The organism is Paenarthrobacter sp. TYUT067 (assembly GCF_023656375.1).
Classification (GTDB): domain Bacteria; phylum Actinomycetota; class Actinomycetes; order Actinomycetales; family Micrococcaceae; genus Arthrobacter.
Genome location: NZ_JAMOIT010000022.1, coordinates 62,148 through 84,868, shown reverse-complemented (window position 1 = coordinate 84,868; position 22,721 = coordinate 62,148). Strand labels below are relative to the sequence as shown.

The 22,721-nt window shown below is 62.8% G+C and carries 20 protein-coding genes, 1 tRNA gene and 1 pseudogene; 5 read left to right on the top strand and 17 right to left on the bottom strand.

The window, feature by feature from the left end:
- Window positions 1–52: 52 nt before the first annotated feature.
- Window positions 53–1,291, top strand: coding sequence for an acetyl-CoA C-acetyltransferase (locus MOD31_RS18385; protein WP_250821303.1), 1,239 nt, complete (start codon window positions 53–55; stop codon window positions 1,289–1,291).
- Between the two features lie 103 nt (window positions 1,292–1,394).
- On the opposite strand, the gene MOD31_RS18380 is transcribed toward MOD31_RS18385, so the two are convergent.
- Window positions 1,395–2,306, bottom strand: a complete 912-nt coding sequence (locus tag MOD31_RS18380; protein ID WP_250821302.1) for a Bax inhibitor-1/YccA family protein — start codon at window positions 2,304–2,306, stop codon at window positions 1,395–1,397.
- A 312-nt stretch (window positions 2,307–2,618) separates the two neighbouring features.
- Between MOD31_RS18380 and MOD31_RS18375 the strand changes: the two genes are divergently transcribed.
- Genes MOD31_RS18375 through MOD31_RS18360 form a run of 4 tightly spaced genes read left to right on the top strand, consistent with a single transcriptional unit; the run spans window position 2,619 to window position 6,744 of the window.
- The gene (locus MOD31_RS18375) at window positions 2,619–4,016 is read left to right on the top strand and encodes a branched-chain amino acid ABC transporter permease (protein ID WP_142939894.1); all 1,398 of its coding nucleotides are present in this window, start codon (window positions 2,619–2,621) and stop codon (window positions 4,014–4,016) included.
- 9 nt (window positions 4,017–4,025) lie between these two features.
- Entirely contained in the window at window positions 4,026–4,994 is a 969-nt protein-coding gene (locus MOD31_RS18370; RefSeq protein WP_142939895.1) for a branched-chain amino acid ABC transporter permease, read from the top strand.
- Window positions 4,991–5,974 (top strand): ABC transporter ATP-binding protein, encoded by a 984-nt coding sequence (locus MOD31_RS18365; RefSeq protein WP_142939896.1) that lies wholly within the window; start codon window positions 4,991–4,993, stop codon window positions 5,972–5,974. The genes MOD31_RS18370 and MOD31_RS18365 overlap by 4 nt, the downstream gene beginning before the upstream one ends.
- A complete protein-coding gene (locus tag MOD31_RS18360; RefSeq protein WP_017198706.1) occupies window positions 5,971–6,744 on the top strand; it encodes an ABC transporter ATP-binding protein in 774 nt (257 codons plus the stop codon). Before MOD31_RS18365 ends, MOD31_RS18360 begins: the two co-directional genes overlap by 4 nt.
- A 79-nt stretch (window positions 6,745–6,823) precedes the next feature.
- On the opposite strand, the gene MOD31_RS18355 is transcribed toward MOD31_RS18360, so the two are convergent.
- The 16 genes and pseudogenes from MOD31_RS18355 to MOD31_RS18280 all read right to left on the bottom strand — a co-directional run bounded on the left by MOD31_RS18355 (window position 6,824) and on the right by MOD31_RS18280 (window position 22,721).
- The gene (locus MOD31_RS18355) at window positions 6,824–7,762 is read right to left on the bottom strand and encodes a lipid kinase (RefSeq protein WP_142939897.1); all 939 of its coding nucleotides are present in this window, start codon (window positions 7,760–7,762) and stop codon (window positions 6,824–6,826) included.
- 123 nt (window positions 7,763–7,885) lie between these two features.
- The gene (locus MOD31_RS18350) at window positions 7,886–9,241 is read right to left on the bottom strand and encodes an ABC transporter substrate-binding protein (RefSeq protein ID WP_250821301.1); all 1,356 of its coding nucleotides are present in this window, start codon (window positions 9,239–9,241) and stop codon (window positions 7,886–7,888) included.
- 223 nt (window positions 9,242–9,464) lie between these two features.
- Window positions 9,465–9,538, bottom strand: a tRNA-Leu gene (locus tag MOD31_RS18345).
- A 21-nt stretch (window positions 9,539–9,559) separates the two neighbouring features.
- Window positions 9,560–10,479 (bottom strand): annotated as a pseudogene (locus MOD31_RS18340) (N-acetyltransferase).
- A gap of 104 nt (window positions 10,480–10,583) precedes the next feature.
- Complete coding sequence (locus MOD31_RS18335; protein ID WP_223942073.1) at window positions 10,584–12,038, bottom strand: NAD(P)/FAD-dependent oxidoreductase; 1,455 nt, start codon at window positions 12,036–12,038, stop codon at window positions 10,584–10,586.
- A gap of 38 nt (window positions 12,039–12,076) precedes the next feature.
- Window positions 12,077–13,483 (bottom strand): S8 family serine peptidase, encoded by a 1,407-nt coding sequence (locus MOD31_RS18330; protein ID WP_223942072.1) that lies wholly within the window; start codon window positions 13,481–13,483, stop codon window positions 12,077–12,079.
- The gene (locus MOD31_RS18325) at window positions 13,480–14,445 is read right to left on the bottom strand and encodes a Ppx/GppA phosphatase family protein (protein ID WP_250821300.1); all 966 of its coding nucleotides are present in this window, start codon (window positions 14,443–14,445) and stop codon (window positions 13,480–13,482) included. The genes MOD31_RS18330 and MOD31_RS18325 overlap by 4 nt, the downstream gene beginning before the upstream one ends.
- Window positions 14,442–15,125: a DUF501 domain-containing protein gene (locus MOD31_RS18320; protein WP_250821299.1), complete on the bottom strand. Its 684-nt coding sequence runs from the start codon at window positions 15,123–15,125 to the stop codon at window positions 14,442–14,444. The genes MOD31_RS18325 and MOD31_RS18320 overlap by 4 nt, the downstream gene beginning before the upstream one ends.
- A gap of 69 nt (window positions 15,126–15,194) precedes the next feature.
- Window positions 15,195–16,001 (bottom strand): septum formation initiator family protein, encoded by an 807-nt coding sequence (locus MOD31_RS18315; protein WP_250821298.1) that lies wholly within the window; start codon window positions 15,999–16,001, stop codon window positions 15,195–15,197.
- Window positions 16,002–16,149: 148 nt separating this feature from the next.
- Window positions 16,150–17,430 carry a phosphopyruvate hydratase gene (eno, locus tag MOD31_RS18310; RefSeq protein WP_142939905.1) on the bottom strand — a complete coding sequence of 427 codons (1,281 nt, stop codon included), beginning with the start codon at window positions 17,428–17,430 and terminating at the stop codon, window positions 16,150–16,152.
- Between the two features lie 116 nt (window positions 17,431–17,546).
- Complete coding sequence (locus MOD31_RS18305) at window positions 17,547–18,236, bottom strand: MazG nucleotide pyrophosphohydrolase domain-containing protein (protein WP_250821297.1); 690 nt, start codon at window positions 18,234–18,236, stop codon at window positions 17,547–17,549.
- Entirely contained in the window at window positions 18,214–19,356 is a 1,143-nt protein-coding gene (locus MOD31_RS18300) for an adenosine deaminase (protein WP_142939907.1), read from the bottom strand. Before MOD31_RS18300 ends, MOD31_RS18305 begins: the two co-directional genes overlap by 23 nt.
- Window positions 19,357–19,384: 28 nt before the next feature.
- Complete coding sequence (locus tag MOD31_RS18295) at window positions 19,385–20,077, bottom strand: DedA family protein (RefSeq protein WP_142939973.1); 693 nt, start codon at window positions 20,075–20,077, stop codon at window positions 19,385–19,387.
- Window positions 20,078–20,269: 192 nt separating this feature from the next.
- Window positions 20,270–20,920, bottom strand: coding sequence for a DedA family protein (locus tag MOD31_RS18290; protein ID WP_142939908.1), 651 nt, complete (start codon window positions 20,918–20,920; stop codon window positions 20,270–20,272).
- 89 nt (window positions 20,921–21,009) lie between these two features.
- The gene (locus MOD31_RS18285) at window positions 21,010–22,320 is read right to left on the bottom strand and encodes a thymidine phosphorylase (protein WP_250821296.1); all 1,311 of its coding nucleotides are present in this window, start codon (window positions 22,318–22,320) and stop codon (window positions 21,010–21,012) included.
- Window positions 22,317–22,721, bottom strand: a complete 405-nt coding sequence (locus tag MOD31_RS18280; RefSeq protein WP_142939910.1) for a cytidine deaminase — start codon at window positions 22,719–22,721, stop codon at window positions 22,317–22,319. Before MOD31_RS18280 ends, MOD31_RS18285 begins: the two co-directional genes overlap by 4 nt.

The window sequence follows — 22,721 nt, the reverse complement described above, 5'->3', positions numbered from 1 at the left end:
CCACCGTGCTAGCGCCCGGCGTCCCAGCGGATGCCGGGCGTAAGCTGGGGCCATGACTGAGGCTGTCATCGTTGCTACTGCCAGAAGCCCTATTGGCCGGGCCTTCAAGGGTTCCCTCAAAGACGAACGTCCGGATGACCTGGCCACCGCCATGGTGCAGGCCGCCCTCGCAAAGGTTCCGGGCTTCGATCCCGCCGCCGAGGACGGGCAGGGCCTGGACGACATCCTGCTGGGCTGCGCTGAACCCAGCGGTGAGGCCGGATCCAACATGGCACGGGTGGTTGCCGTCCTGGCGGGTTTGGACCGCGTACCCGCAGCAACTATCAACCGCTTCTGTGCCTCCAGCCTGCAAACCCTGCGGATGGGCTTCCATGCCATCAAATCCGGGGAGGCGCACGCGATCGTGTCCGCCGGGGTGGAGAGTGTGTCCAGGTACCAGAACTGGGCAGGGGCCGGCGAAACGGATTCCTCTAACCACAACCCTCTTTTCGAGGCAGCGGCCCAGCGTACTGCGGCGCGCGCGGCCTCCAACATCCCGTGGACCGACCCGCGTCTCGGCGGGCGGCTACCCGATATCTATATCTCCATGGGCCAGACCGCCGAAAACGTGGCCACAAGCTATGGAATCAGCCGGGCCGAGCAGGACGAGTGGGGTGTCCTGAGCCAGAATCGTGCCGAAGCCGCCATTGCCTCAGGGTTTTATGCCCGGGACATCACGCCCTACACGCGCAAGGACGGAATTGTGGTGGAACGGGATGACTCACCCCGGGCCGGGGTCACCTTGGACGCCGTCTCCGCGTTACAGCCTGTGTTCCGTACGGAGGGGACCGTGACTGCAGGTAATGCCTGCCCCCTGAACGACGGTGCCGCGGCTGTGGTGGTCATGAGTGACGCGCGCGCCCGCGAATTGGGCCTGCAACCGCTGGCGCGGGTGGTGTCAACCGGCGTCAGCGCCCTCTCCCCGGAGCTTATGGGCATGGGTCCCGTGGAATCGACCCGGCGGGCCCTTGCCCTGGCAGGACTGACCATGGACGACATCGACCTCGTGGAGCTCAACGAAGCCTTCGCCGTGCAGGTGGTGGCGAGCGCCCGCGAGCTGGGAATTGATCCATCGAAGCTGAACGTCCATGGTGGCGCCATCGCTTTGGGCCATCCCTTCGGCATGACCGGGGCCCGGATGACCAGCACGCTCCTCAATGGGCTCAAAGAACGCGACGGAACCCTGGGCCTGGCCACACTGTGCGTCGGCGGAGGCCAGGGCATGGCCGTGGTTTTTGAGCGCTTGAGCTAGCCGACAGGTCTTCAGGTGGCGAGTGGTTGGATCTGACCCCTCAGCGACACAAAAATGCCCCCGAAGACTCTCCGGGGGCATTTCGCGTTGGAGCTGTTGGTAACTAGTCGTCGCCTCGAAGGATTGCCAGCAGGCGGATGATTTCAACGTAGAGCCACACCAAGGTGACCGTCAGGCCGAATGCCGCAACCCAGGAGTACCGCTCCGGGGCGCCTGCACGGACGCCTTCCTCGATGCTGGTGAAGTCCATGATCAGCGAGAATGCGGCCAGGCCGATGGCCAGGATACCGATGAAAACGCCCAGCGGGATGCCGAAGATCTCGACGCTTGTGCGCAGGCCGAAGGGCTCCTGCACAACACCGGTCCACGACATCACCAGGTTGATCAGTGCGAAGACCGCGTAACCGATGGTGGCGATCATGAAGAAGCGCACCATCTTGGGGGTGGCGCGGACCTTGCCACTCTTGAAGAGCACCAGGGTGACGCCGAAAACTGCCAGGGTACCGATGACAGCCTGAAGGCCGACACCGGGGTACATGCCATCCAGGACGCGGGTAAGTCCGCCCAGGAACAGGCCTTCAAGGCCGGCATAGGCGAGGATCAGGGCCGGTGAAGGCTGCTTCTTGAAGGTGTTGACCAGTGCAAGAACGAAGCCGCCCAGTGCACCAACGATCATCAGCATGGTGGAGAGGCCGGGAGCAACGAAGAGAGTGACGCCGGCACCGATGATCAGCACAACGAGGCAGGCGACGGTCTTCATGATGACGTCGTCATAGGTCATGCGGCCGGTGTCGGCCGGGCCTGCAGCAGGCTGGTTGTACATCTGCTGCAGCTGCTCGTTGGTCATGTTCTGCTGCTGGGCGGACCATGCTGCGTGGCCGTCCATGACCTGGCTCGGTGCACGGCCGGGTGCTTGGTTGAACTGCTGGCCGTACGGGTTCTGCGGTACAGGCGGGGCCTGCTTTGCTCCACGGAAATTCTTTCCGTTGAAGACTGGGTTTCCGCCAAGTGCCATTGCGGGTGTCCTCCTGAAAAAGGGCTAGTGATAATTCACGGTACCAATTACCACGTGCGCGCGGCAGGGAAAGTTCCCTTGTTCACCCAGACGAAACTCAACCGTGACAAGAAAAGGACCAGCGGCTGCTCCCGGAGGTTTGCGAGCATTGGTGCATCACAAGTTGCCTATAGCTTCACAGTTGTTATCTGATCGCGATCTTCCCAGCCCCGAACTGGGCGTTTATTGCCTCCACAGGGCGGTAACATAGGCCACACATGGGTGACTTAGATCACAAACGAGGCAGCTAGGCAAGAACAATTCACAAGCCCCATGACCGTTCGCACCGGCTGCAATGGCGCAGCCGGGACCACCCCCACTGTGGAGGTTTCCATTTTGAGAAGCACACTGCGCGACCCGTCCATGAGACGGTCCAAGGGACTGCAGAGAGTTGTGGGGGCGCTGTTCGCAGCCCTCATTACCGCTCTGTTGATCGCCGCCCCTTCGGCACAGGCAACCACCCCCTCGCCTTCGCCGTCACCGACGTCGTTCCAAAACAACATCAGCGGGTTCCTCCGCGACGATGCCCGGGCCCCCATATCCGGAGTCAAGATCAAAGCCACGGGCAACGGATTCGAAGGTGAAGCCACCTCCGGTGCAAACGGAGCCTGGACCATCGGCGTTCCCGTCCAAGGTACTTACACCATTGAGCTGGATACCTCCACGTTGCCGGAGGGAATCGCACTGGCCGAGGGACAGGACAATCCCCGTGATGTCACCTTCAGCCAAACATCTAACTTGTCGGTGATCTTCGCCTTTGGCGAGGGCATTGTGGTGCAGCAACAGGACTTCGGCCAAAACCTCCTCAATCGCCTCGTTGCGGGTCTTAGCTTTGGCCTCCTCCTTGCACTCGCCTCGGTTGGCCTTTCCCTGATCTTCGGAACCACCGGCTTGACCAACTTCGCCCACGGTGAGATGGTGACGCTGGGCGCGGTACTGGTGTTCATGTTCAATGCCTTCGGGCTTCCCTTCTGGCTGGCGATCCTGCTTGCCCTGGTGGGCGGCGGTCTCTTCGGATACGTCCAGGACGCAGGGCTTTGGCGGCCCTTGAGGAAGCGTGGCTCCGGCCTGGTCCCCATGATGATTGTCAGCATCGGCCTGGCACTGGCAATCCGCTACGTCATTCAGTTCTTCTTCGGCGGCGCAACACAACAGCTGCCCGGCGCGCAGAGTGCTGAGATCCAAATCGGACCTGTGTCGATTTCTCCGAATAATCTGTGGTCCCTGATTATCAGTGCCGTGGTGATCGCCTTGATCGGCATCGTCCTGCTTAAGACCCGCCTCGGCAAGGCGACCCGCGCCGTAGCGGACAATCCCGCACTGGCAGCTGCCTCCGGCATCGACGTTGACTCTGTGATCCGCATTGTCTGGATTGTGGGCGGCGTCCTCGCTTCCCTCGGCGGCATCCTGTGGGCGTACTACCGTCCAGGTGTCACCTTCGACATGGGCTCGCAGATCCTGCTGCTCATCTTCGCCGGCGTGACCCTGGGTGGTTTGGGAACCGTCTTCGGCGCCCTGATCGGCTCCATCGTCGTAGGTATCTTCGTGGAACTGACTACCGTGTTCGGCCTGCCCGCCGACCTCAAGTACGTCGGTGCGCTGTTCATCATGATTGTTGTTCTTCTGTTCCGACCGCAGGGTATCCTCGGCCGGCGTGAGCGTGTGGGTTAGGAGCGGGCCATGGACTTCGGATTTATTCTCTCCAGCGCCCTTGGCGAATTGTTCAGCCCAACGACGGCGGCTTACGCACTTGCCGCTCTGGGCCTCGCGGTGCACTTTGGCTACTCAGGGCTGTTGAACTTCGGCCAAGCCGGCTTCATGGCCGTGGGTGCCTACGGTTTCGCCATTTCCACCCTGACGTTCGACGCACCGTTCTTCCTGGCATTGATCATTTCCATTCTCTGCTCGGTCATCTTCGCGTTCATCCTGGGTATACCTACTCTGCGGCTCAGGGCGGACTACCTGGCCATTGTCACCATCGCAGCGGCAGAAATTGTCCGCTACGTAGTCACCACCAATCAGCTCACCAGCGTCACAGGCTCCGCCAACGGCCTGGCAGCGTTCGAGAACACCTTCTATGCCATGAACCCCTTCCCCGAGGGTTCCTATATGGGCATGAACAACCGCGACTTCTTTATCCGCGTGGTGGGTTGGGGACTGGTCATTGTGTGCTGCGTCCTGGTGTGGCTCCTGATGCGCAGCCCATGGGGCCGTGTCCTGAAGGGCATCCGCGAGGACGAGAACGCCGTCCGCTCCCTGGGCAAAAACGTCTACGCCTACAAGATGCAGGCCCTGGTCATTGGTGGCGTGCTGGGTGCCTTGGCGGGCATGATCTTCACGCTCCCCCGCGGTGCCGTCCAACCGTCCAACTACGGCACGGAACTGACGTTCTTCCTGTGGACCTGCCTCCTGCTCGGCGGTATGGCCACTGTCCTGGGGCCGGTTATTGGAGCCATGATCTTCTGGGTTGTGCTCTCACTGACGCAGAGCTTGCTCTACGGCCTCATCGAATCAGGAATCATTACCTGGCTGACCACCGTCCAAGCTGGCCAGTTGCGCTACATCCTGGTGGGTGTTGCGCTGATGCTGCTGATGATCTTCCGCCCGCAAGGCGTCTTCGGCAATAAGAAGGAGCTTGCTTTCGCATGAGTGAGACCAACGAAAACAACATCGACTACATGACCGATTCGCGGCCTATCGCCGTCGGGGAAAACACCCCCGGCTGCAAGAAGCGCGATCCCATTGTGGTGGCTGAGGACGTCACCCGTTCCTTCGGCGGCATCAACGCCGTGGACGTTGAATACCTCGAGATCCCGCGCCACAAGATCACCGCTTTGATCGGTCCCAATGGCGCAGGGAAGACCACGCTGTTCAACCTGCTCACTGGCTTTGACACTCCCAATACAGGTAAGTGGCAGTTTGAAGGCAACAGCCTGGCAGGGGTCTCCTCTTACAAGGTGGCCCGCATGGGCATGGTCCGCACCTTCCAGCTGACCAAGGTGATGGGCAAGCTGACCGTTATGGAGAACATGCGGCTCGGCGCGGCGAACCAGCCCGGCGAGCGACTCTCCAAAGCCCTGTTCAAGGGCATGTGGGGTGGACGCGAAAAGGAAATTACGGCCCAAGCCAACCTGCTGCTGGAAAAGTTCAAATTGGACGCCAAGAAGGACGACTACGCAGCATCCCTCTCCGGTGGCCAGCGGAAGCTCCTGGAGATGGCGCGTTCCTTGATGGTCAAGCCCAAACTGGTGATGCTCGATGAGCCCATGGCCGGCGTGAACCCGGCCCTGACGCAGTCGTTGCTGGACCACATCAAGAACCTCAAGGCGGAGGGCATGACCGTTCTGTTCGTCGAGCACGACATGAACATGGTCCGCCACATCGCCGACTGGGTAGTGGTCATGGCCGAAGGCAAGGTTGTTGCCGAAGGACCTCCGGGCGAGGTCATGAAGAACCCCGCTGTCATCGATGCCTACCTTGGTGCGCACCACGATGTGGACCTGGGCGACGCCGAAGGCATCAAGGAACTCGAGGCTGAACTGGAAGCTGACGAAGAGTCCGTGGTGGGAACCGAAGATGCAGGCATCCTGTCCGAAATCGAAGAAACCAAGAAGGAGGACGGGAAATGAGCAGCAGCATCAGCGAAATGCCCGCCTCGGCGGCCGCCCCGGCCGGTGATTCCGTCGTCAAGGTCACTAATCTCGTGGCCGGTTACATTCCCGGCGTCAACATCCTCAACGGTTGCAGCATTGAGGCCCGCAAGGGCGAGCTCATTGGCATCATCGGGCCTAACGGCGCCGGTAAGTCCACGCTCCTGAAAGCCATGTTCGGTTTGGTGAAGGTCCACTCCGGCACAGTGGTGGTCCGGGGCCAGGACCTCACCGGGTTGAAGGCCAACAAGCTGGTTACCCAGGGCGTGGGCTTCGTGCCGCAAACCAACAATGTTTTTGCCACGCTGACCATTGAAGAGAACCTGCAGATGGGCATGTTCCAACGGCCCAAGGACTTCTCCGAACGCTTCGACTTTGTGACCAGCCTCTTCCCTGAACTGGGAAAGCGGCGCGCCCAGCGTGCAGGGTCCTTGTCCGGTGGTGAGCGCCAGATGGTGGCCATGGGCAGGGCACTGATGATGGACCCGGCCGTGCTGCTGCTTGACGAGCCGTCGGCGGGCCTCTCCCCCGTCAAACAGGACGAGACCTTCCTGCGTGTCCACGAGATCAACCGCGCCGGTGTTTCAGTGATCATGGTGGAACAGAATGCCCGCCGTTGTTTGCAGATTTGTGACCGCGGATACGTCCTGGACCAGGGCAAGGACGCGTACACCGGTACGGGGCGCGAGCTCATGAAGGACCCCAAGGTCATCCAGCTTTACTTGGGTACCCTGGCGGACGAGGTCTAGCTGCGTCAGTCCCGAAGGCCTGGTTCCGGTGTCGCTCCGGAGCCGGGCCTTCGGCACGTCCAGGGACGTTCAGGAAAGCTCAGGGGCGTCCCTCAAATGTGGCGCTGGTGCTGTCCTTCGGCACCACCACATGCACCGCGTTGCGTTGAACAGTGAAGTCGGTGGGTGTCCCGGTGGTGATCTCGCCGTCGAGGTTCACCGGCAGTGGCGGGGTGGTCACCAGCCTGACCCTTTGGCTGGTGACATGGTGCACTCGCTCGTTCTCCACAAATTTGCCGTTCTTGAGCGAGCGAGCGATTTTTGCTTGCTCACGCAGGGGAGCCATCAGGATTGCGTAGATGTCCAGGGTGTGGTCATCAATCCCTGCGGTGGGAGAAACTGCATTGCCGCCGCCGTAGTAGCGTCCGTTCCCTACAGCCACCTGCAACAGGTTCTCCAGCTCCACAGGCTGATGGTCCCCCTCCGGGAACTCCAGACGGGCGTGGAATGGCTTGTGCTTGGCATAGGAGCGCACCGTAGCCACTCCGTAGGCCATGGGTCCAATGAGCCGCTTGAGACGCGGACTGAGGGCTTGGGTAACGGCTACGGACAGGCCGGCTGAAGCCACGTTGAGGAAGGGCTGCCCATTAGCCCGGCCGAGGTCTATATCCACTATTTTTCCCTCGGCGAGGGCTTTGCAGGCCTCACCCAGGTCCTTGGGGATCTCCAGCGTCCGGGCAAGATCGTTGGCGGTACCCAGTGGAAGCACACCCAACGCCACGTCCGTACCCGCCACCAGTCCTGCGGCGGAAGCAACCGTTCCGTCTCCTCCCCCCACCACCACAAGGTCATGCCCTCCAGTGACCGCCCGTTCCAAAGTCCGGTTGAGGTCCCCGGCCTCGTCCACCGTATACATGGCCGAAACCGGAAGCCCTGCCGCGTCCAGGCTCCGGACCACCAGCTCCCGGGCAGCAGAGCCTTTGCGTGAACCGGTATTGATGACCACCGCGATGGAGCGGGCTTCCCGGGTTAGCTTCATGTGGACATGGTAGGTCCACCGCCTGTGTGAAAGCTTTATTGAAGCTTGGGGAGACGCACAACGGGCCCCCTTCCTGGTGAGGAAGGGGGCCCGTCGCTAAAAGCGGCCTAGTTGGCGTTCAGCTTAGAGCTTGCCGAACTCTTCGCGGACCGGCTTGTAGGTGTTGTCGTCCTGGTATTCGTAGATACCGATGTATGCCTCGGTGGGGTCACCGGCATCGGAGAAGGTTACCGGACCGGACTGTCCGTCGTAGTCAATATCCTTGCCCTCGCGGAGCAAGGTGACACAGGACGGGAAGTTCGTGCACTTCTCGCCGCCTTCAGAGACTTCCTTGAGCTTGGCTGCGATGTCCGTGCCCTTGGTGCTCTTGGCTGCCTCAGAGGCCAGCGCGATCAGGTTCACGGCGTCGTAGGACTCACCTGCGTAGCTGTAATCCTTCAGCGCGGGATCGATTGCGAGGAGCTTCTTCTTGAAGTCGTCCTTGGCGAACGTACCGGGGATGGTTCCCTGTGCGCCCTTCATGGTTCCGGCTTGGAAGTCCTTGCTGTAGTCCGAGGTGTTGCCGTCAACCATGAACAGCTGCGTGGGCTTGACGCCCTTGCCGGTCATCAGCGGGACGATGCTCTTGGCTTGGTCGAAGGTAATCAGTGCGATTGCATCCGGCTTGGCTGCGAGGACCTTGTCCACCTGGCTGCTGAACTGCGAATCGCCCTCGTTGAAGAGCTCTTCAGCAACAACCTTGCCGCCGGCTGCCTCGAAGGCTTCCTTGACGTTCTTCTGCAGGCCGGTTCCGTAAGCGTCGTTGAGAACGATCATGCCAACGGTCTGGGCGCCACAGGTGGCCATGTAGTTGCCCAGGACCTTGCCCTGGAGCACATCGGAGGGTGCGGTGCGCCAGTAGAGGCCCTTGTCATCCCATGTGGTGAAGTCAGGCGAGGTGTTTGCCGGAGAGAAGTGGATGACGCCGGCACCGGTGATCTGGTTGATGACCGTCTTGGAAACGCCGGACGAGGCCGCACCGATCACTGCGCTCACACCTTGGCCCAGCAGGGCCGTGGTGGACTGCGTGGCGATGTCCGTCTTGGTGTCGCCGGAGTCGCGGTGGGTTACTTCCACCGGCGCACCCAGAACGCCACCGGCGTCGTTGACTTCCTTGATACCGAGGTTGACGCCGGCAATTTCGGGCGGGCCAAGGAACGCCAGCGACCCCGTTGTCGGCAGGAGCGATCCAAGCTTAAGCGGCGTAGCCGTCGTTGAGGTCGAGGGAGGTACTGGTCCCGTGTTGGTGGCAGCCTGGCTGTTGCCGGCTCCCGCCCCGCCGCTCGGTGCCGGGCAGGCGATACCTGCCGCGGCGGCGGAAGAAGACCCAGTCTGGGTGGGCGTCGAAGACCCACCACAAGCTGTGGCCAAGAGAGCGACCCCAATGCCAAGCGCTGTTAGCTTGGCGGCTCGGGGCGCCGCTGGGGAAAGATCAAACATGCGTTGTCTCCTCGATCGAAAGGTGCGAACTGCCTTTGATGCGATTACTCAGGTGTTCCTGATTAGGACTCAAACTAGTGCAATTACCCCCGGAACATAAGTGATTCAGGTCACATCCCTATAACACTCGTTGCCTGTGGGGAATCTCCGAGGTGGCTGGGAAAATGCGCTGAGGAGAAGAACGATGCACTGGAAGGGAGAAAGAGCTCTCACCTTGCCGCTGTGCCCCAGGTGGGACTCGAACCCACAACACGCGGATTTTAAGTCCGCTGCCTCTGCCAATTGGGCTACTGGGGCGCCCGGACCATGGTATCTCAGCTAGAGCCTGTTGAATGGCGCGGCGTAGCGGAAGGTGCCGCTGGCGTCGTCGGGCCACCCCGGAAGGGCCAACAACTGGAAGTGGTCTCCCCACGCAGCCTCGGGCGGTTCAACGCCTAACGACGTAGCCGGAACATAGCCGAAACGCGGGTAATAAAGTGGACTGCCAAGCAAAGCGATCCCGGGCTCTCCAAAGGCCGTGGCGCGTGCCGCCGTTTCGCGCATCAACGCAGAACCCACTCCACGCCGCTGGAACGGTGGAAGCACGCCTATAGGGCCCAGTGCAAGGAGCTCCAGCTGGTCCACCCAGCCCCTGGTGCTGATGGCGTGCCCCACTACTCCCCACCCATCTCAGCTACGATGCTGAGGTCCGGAATGTATTCGCTGCACTCAAAGAGCTCCTTAAGGAGCCCCACCTCAATGGGCGTACCTTCAACAGGTTGGCCGGTCACCGGTGAGACGGAAAAGGCACGCGCAGTGAGTTCCAGGATCTCGGCCCGGTCCTCGGGCTGTTCGGAGCGCAGGACCAGGCCGCGTGCCAGAAGCCTCAGCACATCCATGGCCCTGCCCGCGTCCGCCGATGGCACCAAGAGGTGATCGTGGTGAAACCCGGCAAGGACATTGCAGCTGATGCCCGCGTGCGTCAGCGCCGCGCTGACCGCTGCGGTCAGGCCCACGGCCTCCAGTGCCGAATGGACCTGCAATGTGATCCAGGTGGCCACGAAATCGTAGCTAAGGCCCAACGAATCCGCTTCGTCGCGGTGAAGGACAACAGTCAGGCCCTCAGCCTCCCGAACGGCCGCTTCGATGCCGCCCTCCAAGGGCCGGCCGTGCGGCCACAGGGCGTACACGTACTCGCCGTCACGGGCTACGGGATGAAGGGATTCCAGGAGGATCTTCAGATCGGTTTCACCGGACATGAAGACAGTCTAGGGGCAGCCGTGCAGTGGCACTTCTCAAAACGCAGACGGTTAACGCCGACGGCGGCCGCCCCCTCAAGGGGACGGCCGCCGTCGAGCGTGTACTACTTGGCGTCAGCAGTTACCGGAGTCTTGACTTCCTCGGCAACCGGCTTGGCTTCAACCGGTGCCGGAGCGGCAGCGGGCTTGGGAGCCGGAGTAGCCGCAGCCACGAAGGCACCGCGCGGGTTGTCCAGGTCCATCAGCTGCGTGGTGTCGCGGCCTGCGAAGAAGGCCAGGATCCAACCGAAGATCACACGGAACTTGCGCTCCACCGTGGGCATGGCCATGCCGTGGTAACCACGGTGTGCCAGCCAGGCGAGGCCGCCCTTGAGGCCGATGCGGCCGAGCAGGTTGATGTTGGCAACACCCTTCCACTCGCCGAATCCGGCTACGGCACCGAGGTTCTTGTGCTTGTAGTCGTGCAGCGGCTTGTCCCAGCGGGAAGCCCAGAGGTTCTTTGCGAGCTTCTTTGCCTGACGAAGTGCGTGCTGGGCGTTGGGGACGCAGGTGCCGTCCGGCAGGCCCTTGCCCGTGAGGTCCGGAACGGCGGCGATGTCGCCGGCGGCCCAGGCGTTCTCCACAATGCCTTCATCGCCGGCGATGCGGAGGTCCGGGAGGACGCGAACGCGGCCACGCGGTTCCAGCGGGAAGTCGGTGGAACGGATCATCGGGTTGGCCTGCACACCGGCAGCCCACACCAGGGTGTCTGCTTCAACTTCGCCGGCAGAGGTCTTGTCCGGGAGGTTGATCAGCTTGAGGTTGCCCTCAGCGCTGTCCAGGGAAGTGTTCAGGAGTACTTCGATGCCGCGGCTGCGGAGGTGCTCCACAACCCATTCGGCCTGCGAAGCGGTGACCTCGGGCATGATGCGGCCCATGGCTTCGACCAGGATGAAGCGGACTTCCTCCTGGCGGATGCGCGGGTTGTTCCGCACAGCTGCGCGGGCGAGGTCTTCCATTTCGGTGAGGCATTCGATGCCGGCAAAACCGCCACCGACAACTACGAAGGTCAGTGCCTTGGCGCGTTCTGCGGGGTCAGTCATGGTGGAGGCGGATTCAATACGCTCCAGCACCTTGTTGCGCAGTGCAACGGCTTCTTCGATGGTCTTCAGGCCGATGCCCTTGTCCGCAAGGCCCTTGATGGGGAACGTGCGGGTGATGGCGCCGGCTGCGATCACGACGTCGAAGTACGGGATCTCGAAGTTTTCGCCGCCATCGGAGGGGGCGATCACCGCTGTGCGGTTCGCGTGGTCGATGCTGGTGACGCGGCCCTGGATGAGCTCAGTCTGCTTGAGGTGCTGACGGTGGGAGACGACGGCGTGGCGTGCCTCGATGTTGCCGCCGGCAACTTCCGGAAGGAAGGGCTGGTAGGTCATGTACGGCAGCGGATCAACGACGGTGACGATTCCGCCTGCGTTCGCGATCTTCTTCTGCAGTTTGAGTGCTACGTACAGGCCGACGTAACCGCCGCCGACGACGAGAACCCGGGGACGGTCAATGAGCTCTGGGGTGGTTGCCATGATTCCAGAGTACAGCACTTTGTGAAAATCTTCACTAACTACGTCCGGGTGGGTGGATCCACCTTCACAAGGGCACCCGTTTCGGCCTCTTCGGGCACTGCGGGCGGGTTCTTTGAGACCCTTCGCAACTGGATCGCCGCGCCTGAGACCAAGGCAATGAACAGGGCGCCAAAACCAAGCACGACGGCGGCAGGAAGGGCGTCGTCCATGGTGGCCGGCGTCTTCGCTACGGGAACAGTCGGATCGGCGAGCGTGGGGGCGGCGCTGGTGGGGCTTGCCACGGGCGCCGGCTCGGGCTCGCTGAAAACACCACGCCGGTGGACGCGGATCCAGTCCCCGATGGAACCCAGCGGGTTGGTGCTGGTGACGGGTACGTCATTCTTCAACGCGGCTTCGGCGTTAAGGATGCCGTAGCCGTAAATTGGGTCCTTGCCGGGAGCGCCGGCGTCCTTGGCAGTGCTGACGATCCTGTTGATGACCTGGGTAGCGCTCATTTCCGGCCACTTGGAACGGATCAGTGCCGCCACACCCGACACGATGGGGGCCGCTCCGGACGTCCCTGCCCACTCGGCATAGGAACCTCCGGGGATGCCGCCCACCAGCTTTTCGGCCGGGGCAGCCACTCCAATGCTGATGCCCTGGGACGAGGAGTCAACGCTGGCGCGGCCCTCGCCATCAAGGCCTGCCACGGTGAGGACACCGGGAATGGTGGCCGGGGCGCCAACTTGAATATTGCCTCCAACGCGGTTTCCGGCGGCGGCAACAATCACCACGTCCTTCTGCTCCGCGTAAAGGAACGCTGCATCCCAGCTCTGCGGCCAATCCGGCGAGGTACTGCCCAGGGAAATGTTGATGACCTTGGCACCGTTGTCCACGGCCCAGCGGACGGCCTCCGGTATCTGCTCCTGGTCTGTCTTGCCGCCGGGGTTGGGTGAACCCAGCCAGGTTGAGATGGCCAAAATCTCCGCTTCGGGCGCAACCCCGGTGATGCCGTCCGGTCCCCCGGCAGGCGGAGTGGTTGGCGGCGGAGGCGGTGGGGCAGGTGACGCCGAAGCGGACGCTGAGGGCGACGGGGGCGGCGTGGGTGTTGTGTGGCCCCGCCCGGCCAGCATGGTGGCCACCAATGTGCCGTGCTCGGTGTTGGCGCCGATGCTTTTTTGTCCGTTCGGAGCCCCGGCATTGGAGACGTCCGTTCCCCCGACCACAACTCCCTTGAGGTCCGGGTGGCTTCCGTCAACGCCGCTATCAATGATGGCTACCTTGACTCCAGCACCCTTGGACACCTGCCAGGCGTTGATGACTCCAGATTCCTTGAGCCAGTACTCCTTGTCCCGCCACGCGTCAGCGTTGGCCGCCGGAGCCGACAACAGCGCACCTGCCAGCGTCGCACCGGCCAGGATGGTGGCAAGCGCAGCTGACAGGGCGCGCCGGTGCCGCTGTGTCATCGGCTGTCCCGGATACTCAGGGCGATGCCGTCCAGGATGTCATGTTCGCTGGAGACGGCCGCTTGGATGGCTCCTTGGCTGACAGTCGCCAAGCGGTCCAGGATCCGGCGCCACACCAACGCTCCGGCGCCGATAACGTCCACGCGGCCCGGATGCATGTAGGGAAGCGCCGCGCGCTCGTCCCGGGTCATTTCCAGCAGGTTGGTGCACGCATCGGTGATGGTTTCGAGGTCCAGCGACGCACCGTGGATCCGGTTGGGCTGGTATTCGTCCAGGCCCAGCGCGTGCGCGGTGATGGTGGTGATGGAACCGGCAACGCCCACCACTGCCGTGGCGCGGGCCAGCGGTACCGTCTGCGCGGCAAGATCAAGCGCGGCATCGACGTCGGCCTCCGCTGCGGCGATTTGCGCAGCGGTGGGCGGATCGCTGCGAAGGTGACGTTCGGTGAGCCGCACGCAGCCGATGTCCACGGAGCGTGCTGCGATGACGCCAGTGGAGTCGCCCAGAACGAACTCAGTGCTGCCGCCACCGAGGTCCACCACCAAGATTGGGTCCGCCCCCGTGGCCGGCAGAACACTGCTGGCCCCGGCGAAGGACAGCGCAGCTTCCTCGTCACCGGAAATGACCTCCGGCTCAACGCCCAGGAGCTCCCGTATGCCGTCCACAAAGACCTGCCGGTTGCGGGCGTCACGGGTGGCGGACGTCGCTGCGAAGCGGATACGCCCTGCACCGTGCTCCGTGATGAGTTCCGCGTAGTCACGTGTCGCAGCGAAGGTGCGTTCCAGGGCCTCAGGGGCCAGTTCACCCGTAGCATCGACGCCTTGGCCCAGCCTGACCACCCGCATTTCACGCACGACGTCCGTCAGGGGACCCGTCGCAGCGTTCTCTGATGCCGCAGAAGCATCAGCAATGAGGAGGCGGATGGAGTTGGTTCCGCAGTCAATGGCAGCAACGCGGCTCATGCAGTACCTTCCTGCTCGCCGTGGGATTCGCTCTTGGATTTCCGCACGGGCGCGGGACGCCCCACGATGTCCGGCAGTCCTTGCGGACCATGGCGGCTCAAGTCCCGCGAAGGGGCCTCGCCGGCTGTGTCCCAGGCGCCATCGCAATAACAGCGGTCCTTGGTCCACCACTCGGTGATCGAGGCCAGTGCCTCGTCCCCCAGCGGGTTGACGCCCGGTCCGGCAGCCAACGAGTGACCCACCATGACATGGAGGCATTTCACGCGGGTGGGCATGCCGCCCGCGGAAATGCCGTCGATCTCCGGCACCGCTCCGGTGCCGGAGCGGCCGGCGATCTCGTTGCGGGCCTGGAGGTAGGCATCATGGGCGCCACGGTAGGCACCGGCCAGTTCCTGATCCGCGGTCAAGCGCTCATTCATCTCGTTCATCAGCCCACCAGCTTCAAGCCGCGACACCGCGGAAGTAATGACGGGGTGGGTGAGGTAGAACGTTGTGGGGAAAGGTGTTCCGTTGCTGAGCCTGGGGGCCGTAGCCGCAACCAAAGGGTTGCCGCAGACGCACCTGGCCGGGATCTCCACAACATCCCGGACCGGCCTGCCCAATTGGCGGCTCAGGACCTCGAGATCGTGCGCTGATGGCTGGCGGGATTCCTGCGGCACGGCTCCCGTGTTCTGTTCCACTTGCGCTGCCAACCTTCCTGCCCCTTTTTGTCACGTCCCATGCGGACACGACGGCGGCGGGCACCGCGTCTAGTCAGTTGCCGATCGTCTGATTGACTCCCAGAGAGCATCCACCCAGGGCAGATTCTCCGGGTTGGCCGACGATCCGGAGCCGGTGCGGCCACCCGGTGTGCCGGCGGCTTCTTCTCCCCCAAACACCCAGTAACCTGTTTCACCCGGCATAACCATGTTAATGCGGTCCCGGGCCTGTTGTTTCACGTAGTTGGGGTCCTGCCACCGGGATAGCTGTTTGTTCAGCTCAGTTTGCTCAGCCTTCCGCCCGGCAATTTCTGCCTCCAGCGCGGAAATTTCGGCACGTTTCTCCAGGAAAATCTTCACGGTGGGGGCCAGCAGGATAGTGATGGCAATCATCACCACGGCCAGCGCAAGCATCCGGCCGGAGAATGCTTTTGCCGGTACGGGATCGAGGTCGCGGTCTTCCTTGGCAGGGCCCGACTTTCCGGAGCCCAGGTCCTTGCCGGGCGATTTAGTGTCAGCACCTTTGGACGTAGTCCCCGTTGGCTTCCTGCCGGCGGAGTTCTTGCCGACGCCGGGGGCTTTGCTCCCCACCGCGGGAGTCGATGCGTTCGACGGTGCACGCTCGCCGCCAAACTCGGCCTTGATGACCTCCGCGCCCTTGGATCCAGCCTGGGATCCCTTGCCGGAGGCGACGTGGGAGCTTGCGCCTTCCCCGGACGGGCGGGAACCACCGGCGGATGGGCTACCACCGGAAGGTTGGCTACCACCGGGAGCTTGGCTGCCACCGGCGGGGCGGCTGCGGCTGGGCGTGCTGCCAAGGGCGTCGGCCCTGGGTACCTTTGGACGACGGGTGGCCATGACACTCCTGTAATGCCCGGTGCTTGCCTGGCGGGTTGCTGCGCTTGCTGTTGCTGACCTGGCCCGCGTTAAGCAGAACCGGAGTTAAACAGAACCGGCGGCCATGGTCTTTCCACCATAGCCACCGGTTAGCTGTTTTCGCTGAAGGCTAGCCCTTGAAACGCGGGAACGCGCTGCGGCCGGCGTAGCGTGCGGCGTCGTCGAGTTCTTCTTCGATGCGGAGCAGCTGGTTGTACTTGGCCACGCGCTCGGAGCGGGCCGGGGCACCGGTCTTGATCTGGCCCGCGTTGGTGGCAACCGCGATGTCAGCAATGGTGGTGTCCTCGGTTTCGCCGGAGCGGTGCGAGGTGATGGTGGTGTAACCGGAGCGCTGGGCCAGGGACACGGCGTCGAGCGTTTCGGTCAGGGAACCAATCTGGTTGACCTTGACCAGCAGGGAGTTGGCCGTGGCGGCGTCGATGCCCTGCTGCAGGCGGACCGGGTTGGTGACGAAGAGGTCATCGCCCACCAGCTGAACCTTGTCACCGATGGTGTCGGTGAGGGTCTTCCAGCCTTCCCAGTCGTTCTCATCCAGCGGGTCTTCGATGGAAACCAGCGGGTAGTCGGCAACGAGCTCGGCGTAGTAGGCGCTCATCTCGGTGGCGGAAAGTGCCTTGCCTTCGAACTGGTAGGCGCCGTCCTTGTAGAACTCGGAGGATGCAACATCCAGCGCAAGGGCGATGTCCGTGCCCGGGGTGTAGCCGGCGTTCTTGATGGCTTCGGTGATCAGGTCCAGTGCAGCGCGGTTGGACGGCAGGTTGGGGGCGAAGCCACCTTCGTCGCCGAGGCCGGTGGAGAGGCCCTTTTCCTGAAGGACAGCCTTGAGGTTGTGATAAACCTCAACGCCCCAGCGCAGGCCTTCGGAGAAGGTCTCGGCACCGATCGGGGCGATCATGAATTCCTGGATGTCCACATCGGAGTCGGCGTGCGAGCCGCCGTTGAGGATGTTCATCAGCGGAACGGGCAGCACGTGGGCGTTCGGGCCGCCCAGGTACTTGTACAGCGGAAGGTCAGCAGAAGCTGCAGCAGCGTTGGCAACGGCCAGGGAGACACCCAGGATGGCGTTGGCGCCGAGCTTGCCCTTGTTGGGGGTGCCGTCCAGGTCGATCATGGCCTGGTCGATGCTGCGCTGGTCGGTGGCGTCGAAACCAATCAGGGCCGGGGAGATCTCGTCGATGACGGCGTCAACAGCCTTCTGGACACCCTTGCCGAGGTAACGGCCTTTGTCGCCATCGCGGAGTTCAACGGCTTCGTGCTCGCCGGTGGAGGCACCGGAAGGAACTGCTGCGCGGCCGATCTGGCCGTCGGAGAGCAGGACCTCAACTTCTACGGTCGGGTTTCCGCGGGAATCAAGGATCTCGCGTGCGTGGATGGCATCGATAAGCGCCATGGATGTGCTCCTTATGGGCAAATTACAGGAATGAGGAGGGAAATTCTCAACGTCCTCGTCGCTACTAGCGTAGTCCAGAGTGGCTTAGGTTACGGCACGGCTTCCAACTGTTCACGTCATGAAGGCCGCGCCTGGGTGTTCTGAAACGATCGAACAGCGGCACGGAGGGCCCGTTCGGCGTCGAGTCCTTGCTCCCGGGCGCCGGCAACGACAGCAAGCAGCAACGCGCCGAGCTCCTCTTCAGAGTCCGGGATGACAGGAAGTACGACGCCGGCCGCGCGGGTTCTGGTCTCAACCGGCAGACCTGCGCGGGCCGCCCGGTCCAGGGACGTCTGCGCCGCTGCCAACGCAGGAAGGTGCGGCGGGATGCCTTCGAAGGGATCTTTCCGCTCCGGCTTCTCGGCGCGTTTGGCGGCGTCCCACTTGATGATGATTTCCTCCACGCTGGCCGGAAAACTGTCCTGCAGGGATCCGTCGGCTTTGAAGACGTGCTGATTTCGCCGGACCATCTTGGCGTTGATTTCCCGGGCTACGTCCTCGAAGTCAAAACTGCCGCGCTCCTCGGCGAGCCGGGCGTGAAGTACTACTTGAAGCAGCACATCGCCCAGCTCGCCGCGGAGCTCGTGGTCCCTGTCGAGGGAGTCGCCGGCCTCAATCGAGTCCACCACTTCATAGGCTTCCTCGATCAAGTACTCAACCAGCGATTCGTGGGTCAGCGCACCCATCCAAGGGCAGTGCTCACGCAGGGCGGCAACGGTCCCCAGCAGCTCCGCCAGGCCGTTGTTAGCCGAGATTGGCGTAGGCATCGTTGATGTACTCAACCAAGGCTTCGCGCTCGTCCAAGGGCAGGAAAGCTGCTTCTGCGGCGTTGAGCGTCAGTTCGAGCAGGTCATCGAGGTCGTAATCGAAAGTTTCCACCAGGAGCTCGAACTCATCCGTCAGGGTCACACCGCTCATGAGGCGGTTGTCCGTGTTGATGGTGACGTTGAAGCCCAGCTGGAAGAGCATGTCCACCGGGTGGCTTTCAATGCCCTCGCCGAAGCCGGAAATGGCACCGGTCTGGAGGTTGGAGGAAGGGCAAATTTCCAAGGCGATTCCGCGGTCACGGACCCAAGCGGCCACGCTGCCGATAGTCACCATGCCGATGGTGTCCTCGCCGTCGTCGTCGGAGTTGTCCTCGAACTCCACCGAGATGTCCTCGGCGATCCGCACACCGTGGCCCAGGCGCAAGGCGCGCCCATCCACCAGGGCGGACTGGATGCTGTCCAGTCCGGCGGCCTCACCGGCGTGGACTGTGGCCGGGAAGTTGTTCTCTGCCAGGTAGGTGAACGCGTCCTTGAAGCGGGAGGGCAGGAAGCCGTCCTCAGCGCCTGCAATGTCGAAGCCGACGGCGCCGTTGGCGCGGTGGCGGACAGCGAGCTCGGCGATTTCCTGGCCGCGGTCGGCGTGCCGCATGGCAGTGATGAGCTGCCCTACCTGAATCTGCTGGCCGCGTTCTTCAGCGGATTCCATGCCTGCCTCGAGGCCTGTCTGTACCGCTTCCACAACCTCGTCCAAGGTCAGGCCCTGCTGCAGGTGCTGTTCAGGTGCCCAGCGGACTTCGCCGTACACCACGCCGTCCTCGGCCAGGTCTTCCACAAATTCCTTGGCGACCCGGAACAGGCCTTCCTTGGTCTGCATGACGGCCACGGTGTGGTCGAACGTTTCGAGGTACCGAACCAGCGAACCGGAGTCGGCGGATTCACGGAACCATTCGCCCAGTGCCACGGGATCGGTGGAGGGCAGGGTGTGGCCGGCGGCTTCGGCCAGCTCGATGATGGTGGCCGGGCGGAGTCCTCCGTCCAGGTGATCGTGGAGGGAAACCTTGGGCAGGGACTTCAAATCGAAATCAAGGGCAGGGGCAGCGTCAAGAATAGGCTCAGTCACGTACTAACTGTAGGGGGACGGCAGATGCTTAGCCAGCGGGTTTGGAGAGGTCGACGCCGGCGGCTGCCTTTTGCGACAAATCCGACGGTTCTGCTGCGGGCACCGCAGCCTCTGCAGCCGCTTCACGGGCGGCATCCTTCTTCTCAAGGTACTTGTGCCACCAACGCAGGGCGTGATCGACCACAATTCCCAGGATCACGGCAAACGCGACGGCGATCCCCACGCCCAGCAATGGATTGTTGTGGACCCATTGACCCGCCAGCAAGCCAATGCCGATGGAATACGCAACCCAGGTGATGCACGCGAAAGCGTCCAGCCAGAAGAAAGTGCGGTGGCGGAAACCGGTTTGTCCGGCAACGTAGTTCACAGCTACGCGACCCCAAGGGATGTACCGGGCCGTGAAGATAAGGACCGCGCCGCGCTTGTCCAACTCGTACTGCGCCCAGGCAAACATCTTCTGGACCTTGGGCCTGCGCATCCACTTCCAGCGGGTGAGGCCGATTTTCCGGCCCAGCATGTAGGCCATATTGTCCCCGGCCATGGCGCCCACCAGGGCGGTGGCTCCCAGAATCCAGAGGTTGGGTTCTCCGCTGTGAAGGGACAGCGCCGAGAGGCCAACAATGGCTGTTTCGCTGGGAAGGATGGTGGCAAATCCGTCAATGAAGAAGAAGACCAGGAGTACCGGGTATATCCAGGGCTGCCCGGCTGCATGCTCGAGCATTTGGTTCAAAAACTCCACGCGACGGTAGCTCCTAGACGAATATGACTTGACGATGTGACCGAAGTCGCTCTAGTGTCCCACGGCCGGGACGTCGTTCGCTACGTCCCAGCCAAGGGATCACACGCTTAACGCTATAGGTGCTGATAAGGTGCCGTCGTCAACCGCCGGGCTGATCTTCCGGGGCAGGAAGCGTCATACCGTGGGTGGAGTCGGGGCGTCTTCCTCCGGGATGTTTTTGCCGTCCAAGGGAACCGATCCCCGGACTTTACTGATGATCCGATCAATGATGATTCCCAGGATCACGGCCACAACGATCGCTATGACGGCGCCCAGCAGATGGTTGTCCTCGAACCAGACACCAAAGAAGTAGCCAAGGATCACCGAATACGTGGCCCAGAGGACGGCGGACATGGCAGTGAGGGCCACGAAGCGTCGGTGGTGGAAATGCGTGGCGCCGGCTGTCAGGTTCACAGCCACCCTGCCAATGGGGATGAAGCGGGCCACCATGATGAGCGAGGCCGACCGCCGTCGAAGTTCCTTGCCTGCCCAACGGAAGGCGCCCTGCATCCGCTGCGTGCGCATCCAACGCCAGCGCTGGATGCCGATGCGTCGGCCGATGATATACGCAATGTTGTCGCCGGAGAACGCTCCCAGGGCTGCCATCAAACCCAGCAGCCACACGTTAGGCGAGCCGCTGCTTCCGGAGACGGCGCTCAGGCCCACCACCACGGATTCGCTGGGGATGGGCGGGAAGAAGCCATCAATGACACAGCAGGCCAGCACCAGGAACAACACCCATGGCTGCTCGGCTGCTGCGAGGATGAAATCGTTGATGCCCTGCACGGTTTCCTTACGGTAGCCGGCTCCCCCACAGGCGCCGGATGACTGGTGTTCCGGGCTGTTCCGTGGGGAACAGCCCGGAACACTTAAGCCTAGGCGATGCGGTCGATGATGAGCTGATGCGCCGGGCGTGAACCCTCGGGCGCGATCACTACGGCGTCCTGCAGCGCTTCCTTGGCCCGTGCGAACTTCTCCGGGGTGTCCGTCAGGAGCGTCATCAAGGGCTCTCCCGCACGGACCAGCGCACCGGGCTTGGCGTGCATCCGCACTCCCGCGCCGGCCTGCACCTGGTCTTCCTTGCGGGCACGGCCGGCGCCGAGGCGCCAGGCGGCGACACCGACGGAAAGCGCATCCAGTTCCACCAGGACACCGTCTGCGGGTGCGTAAATAACCTCGGATTCCCTGGCCACGGGCAGAGCGGCCCGGGGATCTCCCCCTTGTGCTTCGATCATCCGGTTCCAGACGTCCATGGCACGGCCGTCCTTCAAAGCAGCTGCGGGGTCGGCGTCGTGGATGCCGGCACCGGCCAGCATCTCCTCGGCCAAGCGGACGGTCAGTTCGACGACGTCTTCCGGACCCCCGCCGGCAAGGACCTCCACCGATTCCTCCACTTCGATCGCGTTTCCCGCGGTCAATCCCAACGGCGTGGACATATCCGTCATCAGAGCGACAGTGTGCACACCTGCGTCCTTGCCCAGGGCCACCATGGTCTCGGCAAGTTCCCGGGCACGGGCTTCGTCCTTCATGAACGCTCCCGAACCCACCTTGACGTCCAGCACCAGGGAGCCCGTTCCTTCGGCGATCTTCTTGCTCATGATCGAGGAAGCGATGAGCGGGATGGCTTCAACAGTTCCGGTGACATCACGCAAGGCATAGAGCTTCTTGTCCGCCGGAGCGAGCCCGGAGCCTGCGGCGCAAATGACCGCACCCACGTCCTGGAGCTGGGCCATGATTTCGTCGTTGCTCAGGTTGGCCCTCCACCCGGGAATGGCTTCAAGCTTGTCCAGTGTGCCGCCCGTGTGGCCCAGTCCGCGGCCCGAGAGCTGCGGGACCGCCACGCCAAAAACGGCTACCAGCGGGGCCAGCGGAAGGGTGATCTTATCCCCCACCCCACCGGTGGAGTGTTTGTCGCTGGTAGCCTTCCGGCCGCCGTCGGGCGTTGTCAGCGACGAAAAGTCCATCCGCTCGCCCGAGGCGATCATGGCGGAAGTCCAGCGGGAAATCTCACCACGGTCCATGCCGTTGAGCAGAATGGCCATGTTCAGTGCCGCCATCTGTTCCTCGGCGATCACCCCGCGGGTGTAAGCGTCTATGGTCCAGTCGATCTGCTCGGGAGTGAGCGTGCCCTTGTCGCGCTTGATGGAAATGATCTGGACGGCGTCGAAGGCTTCGGTGCTGGTCACGTGGTTTCCTCCAGATGTTCAGGACCAAACGCATCAGGCAGCACCTGGTCCATGGATTTGATTCCCTGAGTTGTCATGAGCTGCATTCCGGGTGCCCTGAATTCGTAGAGCAACTGGCGGCAGCGCCCGCACGGCATGAGGATATTTCCTTGACCGTCCACGCAATAAAACGCGGCGATCCTGCCCCCGCCTGTCATGTGAAGCTGGCCCACCAGTGCGCATTCGGCACACAGGGTCAGGCCGTAGCTGGCGTTCTCCACGTTGCAGCCACTGACGATCCGGCCATCCTCGGTGAGGGCCGCAGCCCCCACCGGGAACTTCGAGTAGGGCGCGTAGGCGTTCTTCATGGCCTGCTGGGCTGCCGCCTCCAGCGTCTGCCAGTCAATATCATTTGCCGGCAT

Excerpts from the sequence above, each read along its gene's own strand:
- MOD31_RS18385 (WP_250821303.1), top strand. The coding sequence starts at position 53 with ATGACTGAGGCTGTCATCGTTGCTACTGCCAGAAGCCCTATTGGCCGG.
- MOD31_RS18380 (WP_250821302.1), bottom strand. The coding sequence starts at position 2,306 with ATGGCACTTGGCGGAAACCCAGTCTTCAACGGAAAGAATTTCCGTGGA.
- MOD31_RS18375 (WP_142939894.1), top strand. The coding sequence starts at position 2,619 with ATGACCGTTCGCACCGGCTGCAATGGCGCAGCCGGGACCACCCCCACT.
- MOD31_RS18370 (WP_142939895.1), top strand. The coding sequence starts at position 4,026 with ATGGACTTCGGATTTATTCTCTCCAGCGCCCTTGGCGAATTGTTCAGC.
- MOD31_RS18365 (WP_142939896.1), top strand. The coding sequence starts at position 4,991 with ATGAGTGAGACCAACGAAAACAACATCGACTACATGACCGATTCGCGG.
- MOD31_RS18360 (WP_017198706.1), top strand. The coding sequence starts at position 5,971 with ATGAGCAGCAGCATCAGCGAAATGCCCGCCTCGGCGGCCGCCCCGGCC.
- MOD31_RS18355 (WP_142939897.1), bottom strand. The coding sequence starts at position 7,762 with ATGAAGCTAACCCGGGAAGCCCGCTCCATCGCGGTGGTCATCAATACC.
- MOD31_RS18350 (WP_250821301.1), bottom strand. The coding sequence starts at position 9,241 with ATGTTTGATCTTTCCCCAGCGGCGCCCCGAGCCGCCAAGCTAACAGCG.
- MOD31_RS18335 (WP_223942073.1), bottom strand. The coding sequence starts at position 12,038 with ATGGCAACCACCCCAGAGCTCATTGACCGTCCCCGGGTTCTCGTCGTC.
- MOD31_RS18330 (WP_223942072.1), bottom strand. The coding sequence starts at position 13,483 with ATGACACAGCGGCACCGGCGCGCCCTGTCAGCTGCGCTTGCCACCATC.
- MOD31_RS18325 (WP_250821300.1), bottom strand. The coding sequence starts at position 14,445 with ATGAGCCGCGTTGCTGCCATTGACTGCGGAACCAACTCCATCCGCCTC.
- MOD31_RS18315 (WP_250821298.1), bottom strand. The coding sequence starts at position 16,001 with ATGGCCACCCGTCGTCCAAAGGTACCCAGGGCCGACGCCCTTGGCAGC.
- eno (WP_142939905.1), bottom strand. The coding sequence starts at position 17,430 with ATGGCGCTTATCGATGCCATCCACGCACGCGAGATCCTTGATTCCCGC.
- MOD31_RS18305 (WP_250821297.1), bottom strand. The coding sequence starts at position 18,236 with ATGCCTACGCCAATCTCGGCTAACAACGGCCTGGCGGAGCTGCTGGGG.
- MOD31_RS18295 (WP_142939973.1), bottom strand. The coding sequence starts at position 20,077 with ATGCTCGAGCATGCAGCCGGGCAGCCCTGGATATACCCGGTACTCCTG.
- MOD31_RS18280 (WP_142939910.1), bottom strand. The coding sequence starts at position 22,721 with ATGCCGGCAAATGATATTGACTGGCAGACGCTGGAGGCGGCAGCCCAG.